Origin of the sequence: Virgibacillus ndiopensis, from assembly GCF_900187325.1 — a bacterium.
GTDB classification, from domain to species: Bacteria; Bacillota; Bacilli; order Bacillales; family Amphibacillaceae; genus Virgibacillus_E; species Virgibacillus_E ndiopensis.
In genome coordinates this window covers 179,183-196,368 of sequence record NZ_FZMZ01000005.1, presented here as the reverse complement: position 1 = coordinate 196,368, position 17,186 = coordinate 179,183, and the positions used below count along the sequence as shown (strand labels likewise).

The window sequence follows — 17,186 nt, the reverse complement described above, 5'->3', positions numbered from 1 at the left end:
ATATCTTCCTTTAACTGAAAATTAACAAATGAAACGGCACTATAAAATGCCGTTTCGCCATGTTACTAGAATTATATCACATCTCGCACATAATCATGTAGTACATTTTACCTAGTTTTAACCTAATTCAAAATTAGCAGTTTATGTAATAGATAGATTCTCATAAGGTCCTCTTCGTGATTTTTTTACAATATAAGTAGTTTACAGAAAATAAGACGTAAGTTAATGCTATAGCTACCGTTCCGGAATTAAACTTCACTTTCCGCAGGCTCCAGCTGAGCTTCCTCGCTCGCAATGACCACTCTCTGTGGGGTCTCAGCGTCTTCGCTTTCCACGCAGGAGTCTACGTGTATTTCCCACTAGTTTTTGTTTATAAACCATTAGCTGGAGTAGGAAGTTATATAAAACCGCATAACAGCACGTGTCCGAAGATCCCACAGCGTTATTTTTTTAACGGAGGCTGTGGCCGTGCCCTAAGGTGCGCATCCGCCCGAATCGACCCGGACGACAGTGCGAGAATTGAACTTACTTAAGAAAATATTCCAGCATTGTCTATTGTTTATAAATATAAAATAATAACCTCTTAGAATACAGTCATATAACAATTACCAATCTATAACCTTCTGCCAATTTTATACAGATGAATATCTACTAATGTTTAATAAAATCCCGACAGAGCAAAGAGTTAACGTCAATGAAGATCCTCCGTAACTTAAAAATGGTAATGTTATTCCAGTTACTGGTATTAATCCAATTACTACACTTATATTTATCATAACTTGAATGGTTAACATCGATACAATTCCTAATGCCAAAAAACGTCCAAATTGATCTGGCGCCCCAAGTGAAATCTTAATGCCTCGCCAAAATAATAGCGCAAACAATATTAACACAAAGGTACCACCAATAAAGCCTAGTTCTTCTCCTATTATTGCAAATATAAAATCGGTTTGAGGCTCAGGTAAGTAGAAATACTTTTGCAAGCTTTCACCCAGACCAAGTCCCATTAATCCTCCTGGTCCAATAGCGTAAAGGGACTGAATGATTTGAAAACCATCACCAAGTGGATCTTCCCATGGGTTCAAAAATGCTGTAATCCTGGCGATACGGTATGGGGCCGATATAATTAAAAATAAAAATCCAACTAAACCAAAGAATGCTAGTCCAAAAAAATGGGATAGCCTTGCACCGGCAGTATAAATTAATACCATACAAGTTAAAACCAAAACCACTCCGGTCCCTAAATCAGGCTGTAACATAATTAAACCGAACGCAGTAAAGACCAATAGTAAAGAAGGAATAAATCCCTTTCGTAATGAAGTAATATATTTTTGATTACTCGCTAAATACACTGATAAAAATATAATTAATCCCAGTTTCATAAATTCAGAAGGTTGAATGCTAAATGCCCCCACCCCTATCCAGCTTTGCGCACCACCACGTGTCATACCAACTCCTGGAATCAGCACGAGTAATAACAATATAAAACAACTTAATAAAATTATTTTTGCATATTTTTTCCATGTACCATACGGAATTATCATAATAAAAAACATAGCAATAATACCAGCACCGGTAAAAAGGAGCTGTCGTTTTAAATAATAAAACATATCACCATATTTATACTCCGCCCATACATATGACGAACTATAAACCATAACTCCCCCTACAATAATCAAAGAAAAGATTACCACAAGCAGGGTATAATCTGGTGCATTTTGATGCTTAAATAGATTTCGAAACAAAAGAAACACCCCATATCCATAATGAATAGGGGCGTTATTTCATCTTCCTAGTTGCATATCTGCAGTGACTGTTCCTGAAACAAGCCCCTACACTAATGTATGCACAGTTTGAATAAACATGTCTCCTCTTTCTTCAAACGTTCGATATTGATCCCAGCTAGCGCAAGCAGGGGATAATAATATCACATCATCAGGTTTTGATAGTTGATAAGCTTTTGTAACAGCTTTCTCCACATCTTCTACCATCTCAATCGTTTTAATTCCCGCCATTTCAGCAAGTTTTTTCAGTTTTTCTTTCGTTTGGCCAAATAGTACAACAGCTTTGACATGTTCCAAATAAGGTAATAAATCATCAAACCCATTTCCGCGATCAAGTCCACCAGCTAACCATATTGTAGGTTGTTTAAAGGACCGCAACGCTTTTTGTGTTGCTAAAATATTTGTCGCTTTTGAATCATTATAAAATACACGGTTGTTCATTTTCTCGACAAATTGCAGACGATGTCTTACGCCTGAAAACGTTGTTAAAACCTGATAAATACCTTCATTTGTCGCACCACTTAATTTCGCTGCTCCGATGGAAGCCAAGATATTTTCTAAGTTGTGTTCACCAACTAGTACGATATCTTTTTTATCCATTATTTTTTCATCCTTAAAGTAGATGCTCTCTTCATCAACCCATACTCCATTTTCAAGTGGGCGTTTTACAGAAAATGGTACAATCGTTGCCTTCGCATCTGTAACTGCTTCGACCACTGTTGGCTCTTCTGCATTGTATACGAGGTAATCTTCACTTGTTTGATTTTTAAAAATGTTACACTTTGCTTCTTTATAGTTTGCAAATGTTTTATGATAGTCCAGGTGTGCTTCAAAAACATTTAGCAATACAGCAATTTTCGGCTTAAACGATTGAATACCCATTAGCTGAAAAGAAGATAATTCCAATACCATTTTTTCGTCAGATCCAAGTGTTTGGGCAACCTCTGTAGCTACAGTTCCTATATTACCAGCCATTCTAGCGGGTTGTTCACTTTTATTCAGCATTTCTGTTGTCAGCATAGTAGTTGTTGTTTTACCATTTGAACCAGTTATGCCAATAATGGAATTTTCTACTAAATTTCCCGCGAGTTCAATTTCTGTGATGATCGGAATTCCACGCTTCGCTGCTTCTTCCAATACCGGATTTTCATAAGGAATTCCAGGGTTTTTAACGATTAATTCAATGTGTTCTAAAACAGAAAGAGGATGGGAGCCGACAACAACTTCTGCCCCCATCGTTGTTAATTCTTTTACAATGTCATCCGTTTCTTCTGTTTTCATATCATTCACACGGACGTGTATATCATTCTGTATTAGTAACTTAGCAGCAGCAGTACCACTTTTCGCTAAACCTAAGACGAGTACATGTGAATAAGGAAACTTTGTCAATTTTTTCAAGTTAACCACACCTCAATGTATATGCCAAGAGCAGCAAAAATAAGTCCTATCAACCAAAATGTCGTTACGACACGCCATTCCGACCACCCTAACAGTTCGTAATGATGATGTAATGGGCTCATTTTAAATACTCTTTTTCCTGTTGTTTTAAACGATATAACTTGGATGATTACTGAAAGTGTCTCAATTACAAATACACCACCGATAATCACTAAAATAATTTCCAGCTTTGTTAGAATTGCAATTGCCGCAATTGATCCGCCAAGAGCAAGCGAACCTGTATCCCCCATAAATACTTTGGCAGGATGGGCGTTGAAAACAAGAAATCCTAATAAAGCACCAACTACAGCCAGCGAGAAAACGGCAACCTCCTGCTGCGGAAATCCATACCAGGCTAAAATTCCAAATGCGCCAAACGCGATTGCAGCTGTTCCGGCTAACAAACCGTCCAAACCATCTGTTAAATTAACTGCATTGGAAGATCCTACTAACATAAAAATGATTAGAATTGCATATCCCCAGCCGAGTTCCCATTGAATGTCCGTTCCTGGAATTTGAATGTATGTAGGAAAGTTATTAGCTCGTAAAATATAATAAAATACAAGTGCTATAATCAACTGTCCAAGCAATTTTTGTTTTGATGTTAAACCTAAATTTCGTTTCATGGCAACTTTTATAAAATCATCAAGAAAACCGATTACTCCATATCCTAAAATAACAAATACTAATAACCAAAGCTCATATCCAATCTCATCTACATTTGTTTTATTAATCATAATGATTGAAGTAACAATAACACTTACAACAATCATAATACCGCCCATTGTAGGGGTACCTGTTTTTTTCTGATGGGATTTTGGTCCCTCTTCTCTAATACTTTGTCCAAACTTTAATCGTCGTAAAAATGGAATTAAAATTGGTGATAACAGGACGGTAATAAGAAATGCTATCGCTATCGTTAAAATTAATACGGTAATATTCACTGCTTCTCCTCCTCTTGCAACAACCGTCCATAATTTTTATGGCTGTACAATTTCTTTTACAAATAATTCGAACTGCATGCCACGGGATGCTTTAAATAATAGTAATGTGTCCTCGTTTAAATAGGGCTGCAATTCATTCAGTAATTCCTCTCGTGATGCAAAATGTCTGCAATCGATTAATTCATTATCCTTTTGAACTAACTTAGATATTTCCGCAGAATCCTTCCCGAAAGTAAACAACGCTGTTATCGGTGCATGAATTACTTCTCCAACAGATTGATGTAACACTGTTGCATGTTCACCTAATTCAAATATATCCCCTAACACAAGCACTTTATCGTTAAACCCAGTCATCTGCTTAACAACTTCGATTGCTGCCTTCATGGATGTGGGAGAAGCATTATATGCGTCGTTTATTACCGACACATTATGTTTCCCTTTAAGCATTTCAAAACGCATTGCAGTAAGCTCAATGGACAGTAATGCTTGTTTAATGTTGTCTGGACTAATACCTAGACGTTTTCCGAGTGTAATGGCATACGAGGCATTTTTAGCATGATGCTTTCCTAACAAGGTAATCGTATATTCTATTCCATCAGATAAATTAAAAACAGTTTGATTATGTTGAATAGAGACTTTTTCTAGTACCACATCATTATGGTTGGCAAACCCACAAGTAATAACATGATCACGATTATGTACTTGTTCCAACAGTTTTTCATCACCATCAATTATTAGTGTTCCACCCTGCTTCAGTCCAGTTACAATTTCTAGCTTAGCTTTCGCAATCCCTTCTCGTGACCCAAGATATTCAATGTGTGATTCCCCAATATTTGTAATAATAGCAAAATCGGGGCGTGCAATGGTAGATAATTGTTCTATTTCCCCAAAATGATTCATACCCATTTCAAGTACGAGTACCTCTGTTTGCCTATCCATTGCCAAAATTGTTAACGGTAGTCCTATATGATTATTAAAATTACCATCAGTATAATGCGTTCTATACTGTGATTTTACCACAGATGCCACTAAGTCTTTAGTCGTTGTTTTTCCATTCGATCCAGTTATACCAATTACTACTGGATTAATTTCGTTCCGGTAACCAGCTGCTAATTCTTGGAGTGCAGTCAACGTATTATCAACAAAAAATACCGGAAAATCTGTAGGAAGGAATTCTGGCAATGGTTTGCTTTTATCCCAAACTGTAGCAACAGCACCATTATCAAACGCTTGTTTTACATAATCGTGTCCATCAAAATTTTCACCAACTAATGGAACGAATAAACCCTTTTTCGTTTGCTTTCTGCTATCTGTTGTAACTTCATCAATTGGTATAGTATCTGTTGCCGCCCCTATATATTCCCTAAGAATAGCGGTTATCCATTTTGTCGTAAATAGCATGATTATTTCCCCTTACTTAAAATTGCTTCTTTTGCAATTTCTCGATCATCGAATTTATATTTTATGTTTCCAATTTGTTGATAGGTTTCATGACCTTTACCAGCAATTAAGACAATATCATCCGTTTTCGCCAATTCAATTGCTTGAGCGATAGCTTGCTTACGATCGACAACCACGTCATAATGCTCCTTGGTCAATTCAGTCGTCATGTCATCCAAAATAACTTGTGGATCTTCTGTTCTTGGGTTGTCGGACGTGAAAATGGCGTAATCTGCATAAGTTAATGCAATGTCCGCCATTAATGGTCTCTTCGATCGATCCCGATCCCCACCACAACCAACAACTACATACACGTTACCTTTAGCAAATTCTTTTATCGTCTGTAAAACATTTTCCAACGAATCTGGAGTGTGTGCATAATCTACTATTGTTGCAAACGATTGGCCCACTTGAACTGACTCAAAGCGACCACTCACACCAGGTATCGTTTCTAACGCATTTTTGATCACCGATAATGGTACACCGGAAACTATTGCAGCAGCACTTGCAGCAAGCATGTTATAAACATTGAACATCCCAATAAGTCTACTGTTAACCGTAACATCTCCGTTTGGCGTTGCTAATGTAAAGGAAGTTTTTAAACTATCTAATTTAACATTTCTTGCTTTCACTTGTGCATCATGTTTATAACCATATGTAATAACATGTTGTGCGGTGCTTTTTTTTATTTTTTCATAATACGGATCATCCCTATTGATAACAGCAAATTTTTTTCTTCTGTTATCATAAGTATTCCCTAATTGTGCAAACAACAGACTTTTTGCATGTAAATAATCATCCATATTCTTATGATAATCAAGGTGATCCTGTGTAAGATTTGTGAAAATTGCGATATCAAATTCACAGCCATATACCCTACCCATGTCTAACGCATGTGAAGAGACTTCCATAATAGCAACCGATACACCTTGATCTTTCATTCGGTTGAATGTCTTTTGCAGAAACAAAGCATCTGGAGTTGTATTTGGAACCGAGAAAGTTTCTTTTCCAATCTTGAGTTGAATGGTTCCAATTATCCCTGTTTTCATTTGTAGCTGTTGAAAAATAGTCTCCAATAAATACGTTATCGTTGTTTTTCCATTCGTTCCGGTAATACCAATCAATGGGAGCCCTGAAGTAGGAAAATCAAAAAACTTTGCTGTAATCATTGCTAGGGCGCGCGCTGTATCAGGAACAATGATAGTCTGTACAGTTGCTTTAACGTTTCTTTCTGCCAAAATTGCACGTGCTCCATTTTTAATCGCTTCATCGACAAAGTTGTGACCATCCACTTTAAAACCTCGTATACAAACAAATAAATCTCCTGTATTAATTTTGTTTGAATCCATTTCGATATTATTAATTTCAACGTCTTTTTCAGCTGAAGAAGTAGAATCATAGAATGGTAATACAGAAATAATTTCCGATAATTTCATCTTCATCATCCTATCTTTAATAATATCCCACATATGTATTCTAACGAAGATCAATTTTTAAGAGGGTGGATTCACCCTCTTTTTTATTTTTACACTTAAAAGAACAATCCTTACTAATATCGATTTCTAGATTCTAGGATGTTCCAGACATAAGCAATAGATGCTCTGAACGTTAAAACCATACGTTCTATAGTCCCTTGCTTATGCGTGTTATCCATACCTAGTTGCTTCCGCTTTAAATAATTATACCAAAGTTTTACTCGGAATTATTGTCCTTTTTATCGGATAAATAAATTCTGATTTTTGCACCTTGTTCAACTTTGGCACCAGGTTGCGGCGCCTGATTTATGATGGTATCACCCGAACCACTTGTTTCAATAGATAAATTCGTCATATACTCCGTTAACTCACTTTTCTCTAAGCCGATTAAATCAGGCACTTCAACTTTTGGCTGCTCAGGCCACATATATTCTTTATCTAATCCGCCTTCTCGCTGTTTAACCCCTAGAGCCCTTAGGCTGTCTCCGATAATCGTACCTACAATAGGCGCTGCAACTACTCCACCAAATTGAACCGTATTTTTAGGATTATCAATTGCTACATATACAACAATTTCCGGATCATCGGCAGGGGCAAATCCAATAAATGATACAACGTAATTGTTCTTTAAATAATGACCATCAGGTCCTACTTTTTGTGCAGTACCTGTTTTTCCACCAACACGGTACCCATCAACATATGCAGGTCGGCCAGTACCTTTTGCAACAACACTTTCCAAAGCAAGGCGCACTTCTTTTGACGTTTCTTCAGAGATAACACGCTCTTTCATATTAGGTTCAATCGTCTCTACAGCTTCCTCAGTTTTAGGGTCGATCCATTCTTTGGCAATATGCGGTTCATACAAATATCCTCCATTAACAGCTGCTGCGACCGCCATAACTTGCTGGATCGGTGTAACCGAGACACCTTGACCAAATGCAGTAGTTGCAAGTTCGACTGGTCCGATGTTTTCTGGTTTGAATAAAATACCATTTCCTTCTCCCTGCAAGTCAATACCTGTTTTCTTGCCAAATCCGAAATCGTTAATGTACGAGAACAACTTATCTTTACCTAATTCCATTCCTAAATTAACGAAGCCAGGGTTACAGGAATTCTGGACAACCTCCAAATATGTTTGATGGCCGTGTCCACCACTCTTCCAACAATGTAATTCCGTACCGCCAACTGAAATATCACCATCATCGTTAAATTCATCATTTTGTAGATCAACAGCATTTTCTTCCAGAGCTGCTGCCAAGGTAATAATCTTAAACGTTGACCCTGGTTCATACGTACTCCATATTGGCAAATTTCGATTATATATCTTAGAATCTACTTCTTGATAATTTTCAGGATTGAAATTTGGCCTTGATGTCATACCGATTATCCCACCCGTGTCTGGGTCGACTGCTACAGCAAGCGCTCCATCTGGATTATATTTAGTAACAGCTAAATCAAGCTCCCGTTCCATAATTGTTTGGACCTTAGTATTAATCGTTGTCTTTAAATCCAAACCATCTTTTGGAGACTTATAAATATCGGCGAGATCTTCAAGTTTTTTCCCTTTCGCATCTGAATAAAATGACAAACTACCCTTATCCCCGCTAAGTTTGTCATTATAATAGAGCTCAAGACCCATTAATCCTTGATTATCAATACCAGTAAACCCTAATACATGTGCCAAATTGTTTCCATCAGGGTAATTACGTTTTGAATCCTTTGCCAAATAAACACCATCTAAATTAAGCGTCCGTATTGCTTCTTCTTGCTCTTCAGATATTTTCCTTCCCTCTGGATGAACTTTAACCATTGATTCTTTTTTTGTAACGTATTCATAAGCTTTATCAACAGACATGTCTAGAATTTCCGCTAATTGCTCAGCAGTTTTTTGCGGATTTTTAATTTGCTTTGGAACAAGCATTACAGAAGGAGCAGAGACATTTTCAGCTAAAATCTCCCCATTAACATCTAGTATATTCCCTCGCTCCGCCTCAAATGTTATATCCCTTGTCCATAAATTGTTCGCTTTAGCCATCAATTGATCACCAATCACAAATTGTACGTAGCCCAAGCGAAAATCAATTATCGCAAGAATTAATAATCCACAAAGAAAAACAGTAACTATTCGTTTTCTAACTGTAACAGCAGATACACGTTTCATCTTCCATCCCCTTTTCATAGGTAGGCTTGTATCCACTATATGAACTAGAAAAACTGAATAGAACACTGTTTCTTTTATCTGGTATTACTTATGGTCTTATTCTGGTTGATTTGTTGCTTGTTCACCTTCTTGATTAGCGTTGTCTGATTCGTTTTTTTCAGTAGGCTTTTCTTTTTTAGGCGGTTCAAGTTCGACACCTAAATAATCACCTTTTTTAATAGCAGTTCCTTGTTTAATACTTTGACTAAAGACGTATCCATTCCCTATCGTTTCGATGTCCAGCTGTACCAAATCTGCCAGCTGTAACACATCCCTTAGAGACCATCCTGCAAGATTTGGCATGGTTGGCTTGTCTGTCAATAATAGTATTCTATCATTCGGTATCAATTCTTCACCTTCAGTAGCGCTTGCTCCAACAATATTATTTCCAGAGCCTATAACCGTTACATTTAGCCCTTTTAATGCTTGTTTGGCTCCGTCAGTGCTCTTACCAATTATTGCAGGCACCTTAACCGAATGAACTACATTGCTAGTTTCCTTGTCAGGCGTAATATTTAAATAATGCAAACTATTTTTCATCACATTTTTAAAGATAAATGATACCGGAACAGATCCGTGTTCAGCCTCTAATTGTGGATGTTTTACAGAAACATACATCATTAGTTGTGGATCGTCGGCCGGTGCCATCCCTAAGAATGAAAAGATATATTTTTCACGACCAGTTACATACTTTCCATCCACTGTATATTGTGCCGTACCTGTTTTACCAGCTACAGAATAATCCTCTAAACTGAACCCTTTACCTGTCCCATCTTCAGCCGATACGACTGAACCTAATAATTCCATCATTCTATCGGATGTTTTTTTTGAAATTGGAGTTCCGACAACCTCAGGTGAAGTTTCTTTCAGGGCTTCACCAGTCTTCGAATCAACTATTTTAGAAATAACGTACGGCTTAACCATTTTTCCATCATTTGCAATCGCCGAAGCTGCCTTCATGATTTGAATTGGTGTAAATGTACTTGCTTGACCAAAACCTGTTGCAGCTATGTCGCGTGGAGCATTGGGATTATGTACAATTCTCCCAGTAACTTCTCCCGGTAAATCAATCCCTGTCTTTTTATCAAAGTTAAACGCTTCTAAATAATTGATGTATTTTTCTGGTCCGATTACTTCTCTTACCAATTTTGCGGCAGCCACGTTGGAAGAACGCCGAAATCCTTCATCAAATGAAATGGTTCCCCAGCCTCTTCCTCCGTTATGATCTCGTATAGGTGTAGCATTTTCAACCACTTTATAACTACCTGATTTATATTGTGCATTCCCATTATATACTCCAGCATCGATAGCTGATGCCCACGTAAACATTTTCATCGTAGAACCAGGTTCAATTGGTGTCGAAACTACATCGTTGTACCAGTTTTCTACGTCTGCAGGGTTGTTTGGGTTATAACTAGGTCTGTTACTCATTGCCACTATTTCACCTGTTTTTGGATTCATGACAATTGCTGTCATCCGCTCAGGTTTATATTTTTTATCCACTTGGGACAAAACATCCTCTAGTAATGTTTGAACCTTTTGATCGATAGTTAAATAGACATTGTCCCCGTCTTTTGGTTGTTTAATAACCTCGTTTGGATCTAAAAGTTTTGTATTGTATTTATCGCGCTGATAGGAAATATGCCCAGGCTTCCCACTTAGAAGCTTATTCATTTCCCGTTCCATACCTGTCACACCTGTAATGTTTCCTTCCTCACCCTTACGAGCAAATCCAATTATGTGTGAGGCAAACATACCATTTGGATAGTAACGAATCGATTCTTTGTCGAATTTTATGCCCGGTAAATCCAACTTTTCAATCTTATCTTTCGTTTTTTGCGATAATTCCTTACCTCCTGATCCAAATTCCACTTGAAACCTATCTTTCTCAATCCCCTGCTGAAGTCTTTCTAGAATATAGTTTTTATCTATATTCAACAAAGGAGCCAGCATTTCCGCAGTTTTCTCCGGATCTTTTACATGCCTTGGCTCCTCCTTATCTGTCGTATATGCTTCATCAACAATGGCATAAATACTGAACGTTGGACGGTCATATGCCAATGTCATCCCATTGCTATCATAAATTTTACCTCGTTCTGCATTTAATGGGTAGGATGAAGTTCGTTTTTTATCAGCCCATTCTTCTAACGAAACACCATTAATCTCACCTGTTGCTTGTATGTACAAAAACCTTCCAGTTAAGATTAAAAAAATCGCAACAAATACAAGAATAAAAATCCCTGACATTAAGTGTGTTGTCTTATTTTTTTTCATGACATATCCACCCTGATTAGTTGTTTATTACACTTGCATGTTTAACCTCTGAATCTTGTATTTTCAATCCATTTTCTTTCGCAATCTTAATGATTCTTTCTGGTCTGCTTAATTCTTTCTTTTCATATTTCAATCCATCATTTTCTACTTTTTGCGTTTGTATAGTACGTTCTAAAGATTGTATTTCTCTATTTACTGAATCAGTCGTTGATGAAAAAGAGACAATGAAAATTCCAGCTAAAATTAAACTAACACCTATCACAGAATATAAAACTTTTTCACCTTTTGTAATCCAGCTACTTTTACGAACTTTAATGGCAACCTGTTTTTCTCTTTTCGGTGAATGTGATGTATGAGTCGGTTGAAAGCTGCGCGCGTGATTTATACTCATTATTTTTTCCACCCTTCCTGATAAGTAAATTCTGTGTTCCAACGATTAACTTTTTCAACAATACGTAATTTTGATGATCGTGACCGGCGATTCTCTGACAGCTCCAAATCACTAGGTACCATCGGTTTGCGCGTAATCATCTTAAATGGTGCTTCGTGATCCTTTGGGACAATTGGTAAGTTCCGTGGTACTTCCTTAGCAGTACTCCATTTTTTAAATGCTTGTTTACACAATCTGTCTTCCAGTGAATGAAACGTAATAACCGCTACTCTTCCACCCACATCAATAATATTAGCCGCTTGGTGTAATGCATCATTAAATGCAGTCAATTCATCGTTTACCGCAATTCGTAATGCTTGAAAAATACGTTTGGCAGGATGTCCTCCTTTTCGGCGAGCCGGTGCAGGAATTCCATCCTTGATAATTTCTACTAATTCGTGTGTTGTTGCAATTTCATTTGTCTTTCTGTATTCTTCTATTTTCCTAGCTATTTGTTTCGAAAATTTCTCTTCGCCATATGTAAAAAATATCTTTACTAATTTTTCATAAGGCCAAGAATTAACAATTTCATAAGCACTTAGCTCTTGATCTTGGTTCATACGCATATCAAGTGTTGCATCATGTTGATAACTAAAGCCTCGCTCCCCACGATCCAACTGTGGTGAGGAAACGCCTAGATCAAATAAAACCCCATCAATATGGTCAATATTATGTTGGTCAAGCTGTTCTTCTAGCATGCGAAAATTTGCATGAATAAATATGATGCGATCGTGATAGACTTCCAACCTCTTTTTAGCTGCATGTAATGCATCTATGTCCTGGTCAAACGCCACCAATAATCCATTTTCACTTAATCTAGAAGCGATTTGTTCGGAGTGACCACCACCACCGAGTGTGCAGTCGACATATGTACCATTTGGGTTGATATTTAATCCAATAATCGTTTCTTCCTTCAAAACGCTGTAATGTTCAAACATGGGTATACACCTGCTTCTATGCTGTTAGATATCAAAATCCATTAAATTCTCAGCAATCTCCGCGAAAGATTCTTCAGAGTCAGTGAAATAATCATCCCAATTTTCACTTGCCCAGAATTCAATTCGATTAGATACGCCGATAACGACGCATTCTTTTTCTAATACTGCGTAATTTCTTAATGGTCCTGGAATGTTTATTCTTCCCTGTTTATCAATTTCACATTCAACTGCTCCAGAAAAGAAAAAACGTGTAAATGCTCTAGCATCTTTTTTAGTAAGTGGGAGTTTTTTTAACTTTTCTTCTAGTAATTTCCATTCGCTCATTGGGTATGCAAACAGACATTTATCAAGTCCTCGAGTCACAACAAAGCTATCGCCAAGCTCTTCTCGAAACTTAGCAGGAACGATAATTCTTCCCTTTGCATCAATGTTATGTTGAAATTCACCCATGAACATATGGTTCTCCCCACTTTCATGTTTTTATATTACCACATCCCCCCACAATTCACCACCTAATTTTTCAAAAAAACTTTTTCACACCTAAATTTAGTAATATAGTCATAAAAAAAGCTATCTTTATAGCCTTTGATTACGTTTTTAATAAATAGCGAAACAATGGTAAATACGATTGTTTCGTGCATTTTAAACGTAATAACAAGCTTAAAGACAGCTTTAATTTCAAAATGGTGGGGGAATGTGGTGGATTCCCGTAAATTAAGGTTTATCTAATTTTAGTTAAGTTTGTTGTTAGACCACACTTGACTTAAAATACGACGTAGCCACAGCTGCGGAAATACACTACGCTTTCCCGCAGGAGTCTCCGTGTATTTCCTTCGCTAAGTTCGAGCGTCTATAATTCCGGTAACATTCATCACTTAACTTCAGTGATCTTCATTGTGAGCAGTTGACTCCTGTATAGGTGAGACCCCGGGATGAAAATCACGTTGCTGTTAAGCAACATTTTCTGTAAATAACAACAAACTATGAAAAGAGCCACTATAATTGTATTTAAAACCAGCAATCCCTTATAAATCAATCTAAATTTTAAATATATACTAGATAATGCTCATTCTCAAATGAACAGGACGCTTTAGTAAGTTGTTTAATAAAATGTGTTCCATGATCATTAATCCATGGTAAAGGATTCCAAATTCGTTCTTGTAATCCTCTATTCGGACGAAGTGCAGTATTGATTAGATTAAAATCGTATAATTCCTTAGCATATTTCGCTTCCATTGCTCTCATAATTCGATCTTCCAAAAATTCAATATCACGGAACAGGTAATTTAAATTTTTATCAGCTAAATCATCTAGGTCAGAACGAATACTTTTAGCAACTTCACGTAGTGGCTTATGGGCTTCGTCTACAATATCCTTTATCTGTTCAGCAATTTGATGGATTGGCGGATCATTTTTTGATTCAAGCCACTTATCTCGGTCTGATTCCACTCCATTGTTCACAGCATACGCTGCTGTTAATTCATACGTAGTTAAGATTCTTTCAATATTACGCTCGATAAAGGTGAACGATAATCGCGGAACAATTGGTGGCATTTTCATTTTAAACGCTTGGAAAACCGGTTTTAATGCAGACCAATAACTGATTTCGCCAGGTCCGCCGATAAATGCTAAACTTGGGAAAAGTAATTCCTGCATTAAAGGTCGTGTTACAACATTATTGCTAAGTAATTCCGGTTGACTTTCAGCAATTGTTACAAGTTCTTCTGTAGTAAACGAAATTTCATCTTGTTTGCCAACCCAGTCCCCTGATTGATTCCGGGCTAATAATATCCGTTCGCCATTCTTATGATAGAAAATGTGAGCATCATTTTCTTCAACATCCAACGAAATGGCGTAACCCAACTGTTTTATCTGTTGTTCATAATGATAAACACCTTTACTTATTTCTGGTTGAAGTTCAAGTAAGTTTACAAAATAGTCGCTTTCCAACTTCCGTATTTCTGGATTAGATGAATCAACTAACACGACACCCTCATCATCGAATAGTCGAAAAATTAATCGAGCAAAGAAATCAACATAATTATCAGATTTATCCAAACAATCCTCTATCGTAACTAATAAATGTCTCGTATACTGTGTTTCCTGCAATTGTTCAAAAATAGAATCTATCCACTGGCTTGCATAGATATCGTCTTTAGGGATATGACCAACCGATTTCTTTTCCAATACGCGCTGCAATAACTTATATTTTTTCATTTTAGGAACTTCTGGTAAGAAAATATGGTTGATCTCATCAAAGTCATGGTCTTCTCCAGCAATCCAAAAAACAGGAATAACCGGAATTTGTAACGCTTCTTGCTGTTGTCTAGCCAATTGTATGATAGAAATCAATTTATTTATCGAATACATCGGTCCCGTTAAAAGCCCTGCTTGTTGACCACCAATAACGACTACACTGTTTTCGTCCTTCAATCGTTCAATATTATCATATGTAGCTTTAGGCGCATCCCAATTTTCATTCAACGTTTTCAATTTTTCTGTCAATTGCTTTCGATTAAATTTTCGTTCCATTAAATCATTGACCCTGTTTTGATATGTGGTTTTTTCAAAAGGAAGGTAATCAAAATACTCCATAATCGTTGCTTCGTTGTTGCGATAATCCGTCATTAATTTAGTTTGTTTCTGTAATTGAATAGGGTCGATCCTCATAGATTACTTTCTCCTTTAAAACGTAATGAGTATAGTCCAATACGTATTGTACATAAAACCACAAAAAATTTCATTTAATCTGTTTCAGAAAAAGCGAATCGAACATACCCAGTAGTGAAATACGTGAGCAAGAGGCGACAGTACATTTAAGTTTGATGTGAACATCTAGATGAACATCTCGGAACCACTAGATTCCCTGCCTTGCTAAACATGGCCAATACTAACATTAACGCACCAACTATCCTTTTCTCTAAAACTACGAGAAAATTTCTTGAATAAGACCAATACACATCAAACATATGTAACAGAACGAAAAGACTAAGAAGGAAAAGCGCCAAAAACCTTTAAATGCTTTAGAGAATATGACCTCTGTTTTCGTTTTCCATTGAAAAATGATAATGATGGAAAAGAAACTTAGTAATATTATTAGGACGAAAGCAACTAGCTGTTTCTCAAAAATGACAGATATCAATGCTATTACTGCAAATATGTATAAACAAGTTGTCCAATTAACCGCAGTATGAATTGCTCGCCATTTTTGCTTATGTATTTTCATAGATATCTTGTAAACTAACCATGTTGCCACAATTGGTAACATTATTAAAAATGCAATAAAGTAAATAATAATATCAAACATGTTTATTCATTAATCCCCTTCTTTACTTCCAAGGCTCTAATGCTGTCATAAACAAATGCTGTATATGGAATTTTGTGCTTGCTAATGTTTAGTAAATAGCCAGAAATTGCCTCGATTTCTGTTTTGCGATTTTCCTGTAAATCTTTCCACATGGATGATATATTGTCCTTTGTAGTTGTCGCAACAGCTTGCAGCCTTCTCCATTGCTCTGAAAAATCTAATCCCAGAGTTTCAACAGCTTCCCTGCACAGTTCTTTTGCTAATTTTGTTACATAAGGATTACGAAATAATTGTCCGTTGTGGACTTCAAACATAGCAGTTAGGGGATTGATAACTGCATTAATTACAAGCTTCTCATATAGCATAAGCTGCCAATTTTCAACCAGATTAATAGGAAACAGAGAACTTGCTAACTGATCAACAAGCTTTTCTAACTCCTCCTCATCCCCATTAAATGCAGCAAGCTTAATACCACCTTTTCCTGTATGCTTTACAATATGGTCGTCTTTTTTTAATGCACCATGTTCCACAACACCCACAAAAATTGGTTGATTGAGATTATTAAGAGATGAAATATGTCCCATACCATTTTGCAAAAAAATGACAGAAGTATGTTGATTGGTTTTCTGTATGGTAGAAATAACAGCCGGAACATGACCCTGTTTGACACAAACAATTAAACAATCTTCATTATTTAGTTCCCTTGATAACAATGCCTCAACACGATAAACAGTGGCTGAATTGGATAGGAGAACCCCATGATCGTTCAATGCCTTTTTTTGCTCGTCTCTTCTCACATAGAGTGTTACATTATGCTCCGTACTCAAAAGAGCACTAACTAACAGACCGATTGATCCTCCACCAATAACCCCTATATTCATTGTCCTCACCTGTCCATCCAATACTTTAAGCCTATTGTAGCAAACTATTTATAGCAGAAACAGACAAAATTAATAC

General features: G+C 36.7%; 13 protein-coding genes. All 13 read right to left on the bottom strand.

The window, feature by feature from the left end; genetic code table 11:
• Positions 1–632 precede the first annotated feature (632 nt).
• Positions 633–1,745, bottom strand: a complete 1,113-nt coding sequence (spoVE, locus tag CS937_RS08245) for a stage V sporulation protein E (protein ID WP_099157995.1) — start codon at positions 1,743–1,745, stop codon at positions 633–635.
• Between the two features lie 87 nt (positions 1,746–1,832).
• Positions 1,833–3,182 carry a UDP-N-acetylmuramoyl-L-alanine--D-glutamate ligase gene (gene murD / locus CS937_RS08240; RefSeq protein WP_099157994.1) on the bottom strand — a complete coding sequence of 450 codons (1,350 nt, stop codon included), beginning with the start codon at positions 3,180–3,182 and terminating at the stop codon, positions 1,833–1,835.
• Positions 3,179–4,165 carry a phospho-N-acetylmuramoyl-pentapeptide-transferase gene (gene mraY / locus CS937_RS08235; RefSeq protein WP_099157993.1) on the bottom strand — a complete coding sequence of 329 codons (987 nt, stop codon included), beginning with the start codon at positions 4,163–4,165 and terminating at the stop codon, positions 3,179–3,181. Before mraY ends, murD begins: the two co-directional genes overlap by 4 nt.
• Before the next feature lie 36 nt (positions 4,166–4,201).
• Entirely contained in the window at positions 4,202–5,566 is a 1,365-nt protein-coding gene (locus tag CS937_RS08230) for a UDP-N-acetylmuramoyl-tripeptide--D-alanyl-D-alanine ligase (RefSeq protein ID WP_099157992.1), read from the bottom strand.
• A 2-nt stretch (positions 5,567–5,568) separates the two neighbouring features.
• Positions 5,569–7,041 (bottom strand): UDP-N-acetylmuramoyl-L-alanyl-D-glutamate--2,6-diaminopimelate ligase, encoded by a 1,473-nt coding sequence (locus CS937_RS08225; RefSeq protein ID WP_099157991.1) that lies wholly within the window; start codon positions 7,039–7,041, stop codon positions 5,569–5,571.
• Between the two features lie 256 nt (positions 7,042–7,297).
• On the bottom strand, positions 7,298–9,241 hold the full coding sequence (locus CS937_RS08220; protein WP_099157990.1) for a stage V sporulation protein D: 1,944 nt from the start codon (positions 9,239–9,241) through the stop codon (positions 7,298–7,300).
• 96 nt (positions 9,242–9,337) lie between these two features.
• Complete coding sequence (locus tag CS937_RS08215; RefSeq protein WP_099157989.1) at positions 9,338–11,554, bottom strand: penicillin-binding protein; 2,217 nt, start codon at positions 11,552–11,554, stop codon at positions 9,338–9,340.
• Positions 11,555–11,570: 16 nt separating this feature from the next.
• Entirely contained in the window at positions 11,571–11,945 is a 375-nt protein-coding gene (gene ftsL, locus CS937_RS08210) for a cell division protein FtsL (protein WP_099157988.1), read from the bottom strand.
• On the bottom strand, positions 11,945–12,922 hold the full coding sequence (rsmH, locus tag CS937_RS08205) for a 16S rRNA (cytosine(1402)-N(4))-methyltransferase RsmH (protein ID WP_099157987.1): 978 nt from the start codon (positions 12,920–12,922) through the stop codon (positions 11,945–11,947). Before rsmH ends, ftsL begins: the two co-directional genes overlap by 1 nt.
• 24 nt (positions 12,923–12,946) lie before the next feature.
• On the bottom strand, positions 12,947–13,378 hold the full coding sequence (gene mraZ / locus CS937_RS08200; protein WP_099157986.1) for a division/cell wall cluster transcriptional repressor MraZ: 432 nt from the start codon (positions 13,376–13,378) through the stop codon (positions 12,947–12,949).
• A 588-nt stretch (positions 13,379–13,966) separates the two neighbouring features.
• Complete coding sequence (gene bshC, locus CS937_RS08195; protein WP_099157985.1) at positions 13,967–15,592, bottom strand: bacillithiol biosynthesis cysteine-adding enzyme BshC; 1,626 nt, start codon at positions 15,590–15,592, stop codon at positions 13,967–13,969.
• Positions 15,593–15,848: 256 nt separating this feature from the next.
• The gene (locus CS937_RS08190) at positions 15,849–16,229 is read right to left on the bottom strand and encodes a DUF3397 domain-containing protein (protein ID WP_099157984.1); all 381 of its coding nucleotides are present in this window, start codon (positions 16,227–16,229) and stop codon (positions 15,849–15,851) included.
• Positions 16,230–16,231: 2 nt separating this feature from the next.
• Complete coding sequence (locus CS937_RS08185; protein ID WP_099157983.1) at positions 16,232–17,110, bottom strand: 2-dehydropantoate 2-reductase; 879 nt, start codon at positions 17,108–17,110, stop codon at positions 16,232–16,234.
• Positions 17,111–17,186: the final 76 nt, after the last annotated feature.

Coding starts and splice junctions, on each gene's coding strand:
- CS937_RS08230 (WP_099157992.1), bottom strand. CDS start 5,566: ATGCTATTTACGACAAAATGGATAACCGCTATTCTTAGGGAATATATA.
- CS937_RS08225 (WP_099157991.1), bottom strand. CDS start 7,041: ATGAAATTATCGGAAATTATTTCTGTATTACCATTCTATGATTCTACT.
- CS937_RS08220 (WP_099157990.1), bottom strand. CDS start 9,241: ATGAAACGTGTATCTGCTGTTACAGTTAGAAAACGAATAGTTACTGTT.
- CS937_RS08215 (WP_099157989.1), bottom strand. CDS start 11,554: ATGAAAAAAAATAAGACAACACACTTAATGTCAGGGATTTTTATTCTT.
- ftsL (WP_099157988.1), bottom strand. CDS start 11,945: ATGAGTATAAATCACGCGCGCAGCTTTCAACCGACTCATACATCACAT.
- rsmH (WP_099157987.1), bottom strand. CDS start 12,922: ATGTTTGAACATTACAGCGTTTTGAAGGAAGAAACGATTATTGGATTA.
- mraZ (WP_099157986.1), bottom strand. CDS start 13,378: ATGTTCATGGGTGAATTTCAACATAACATTGATGCAAAGGGAAGAATT.
- bshC (WP_099157985.1), bottom strand. CDS start 15,592: ATGAGGATCGACCCTATTCAATTACAGAAACAAACTAAATTAATGACG.
- CS937_RS08190 (WP_099157984.1), bottom strand. CDS start 16,229: ATGTTTGATATTATTATTTACTTTATTGCATTTTTAATAATGTTACCA.
- CS937_RS08185 (WP_099157983.1), bottom strand. CDS start 17,110: ATGAATATAGGGGTTATTGGTGGAGGATCAATCGGTCTGTTAGTTAGT.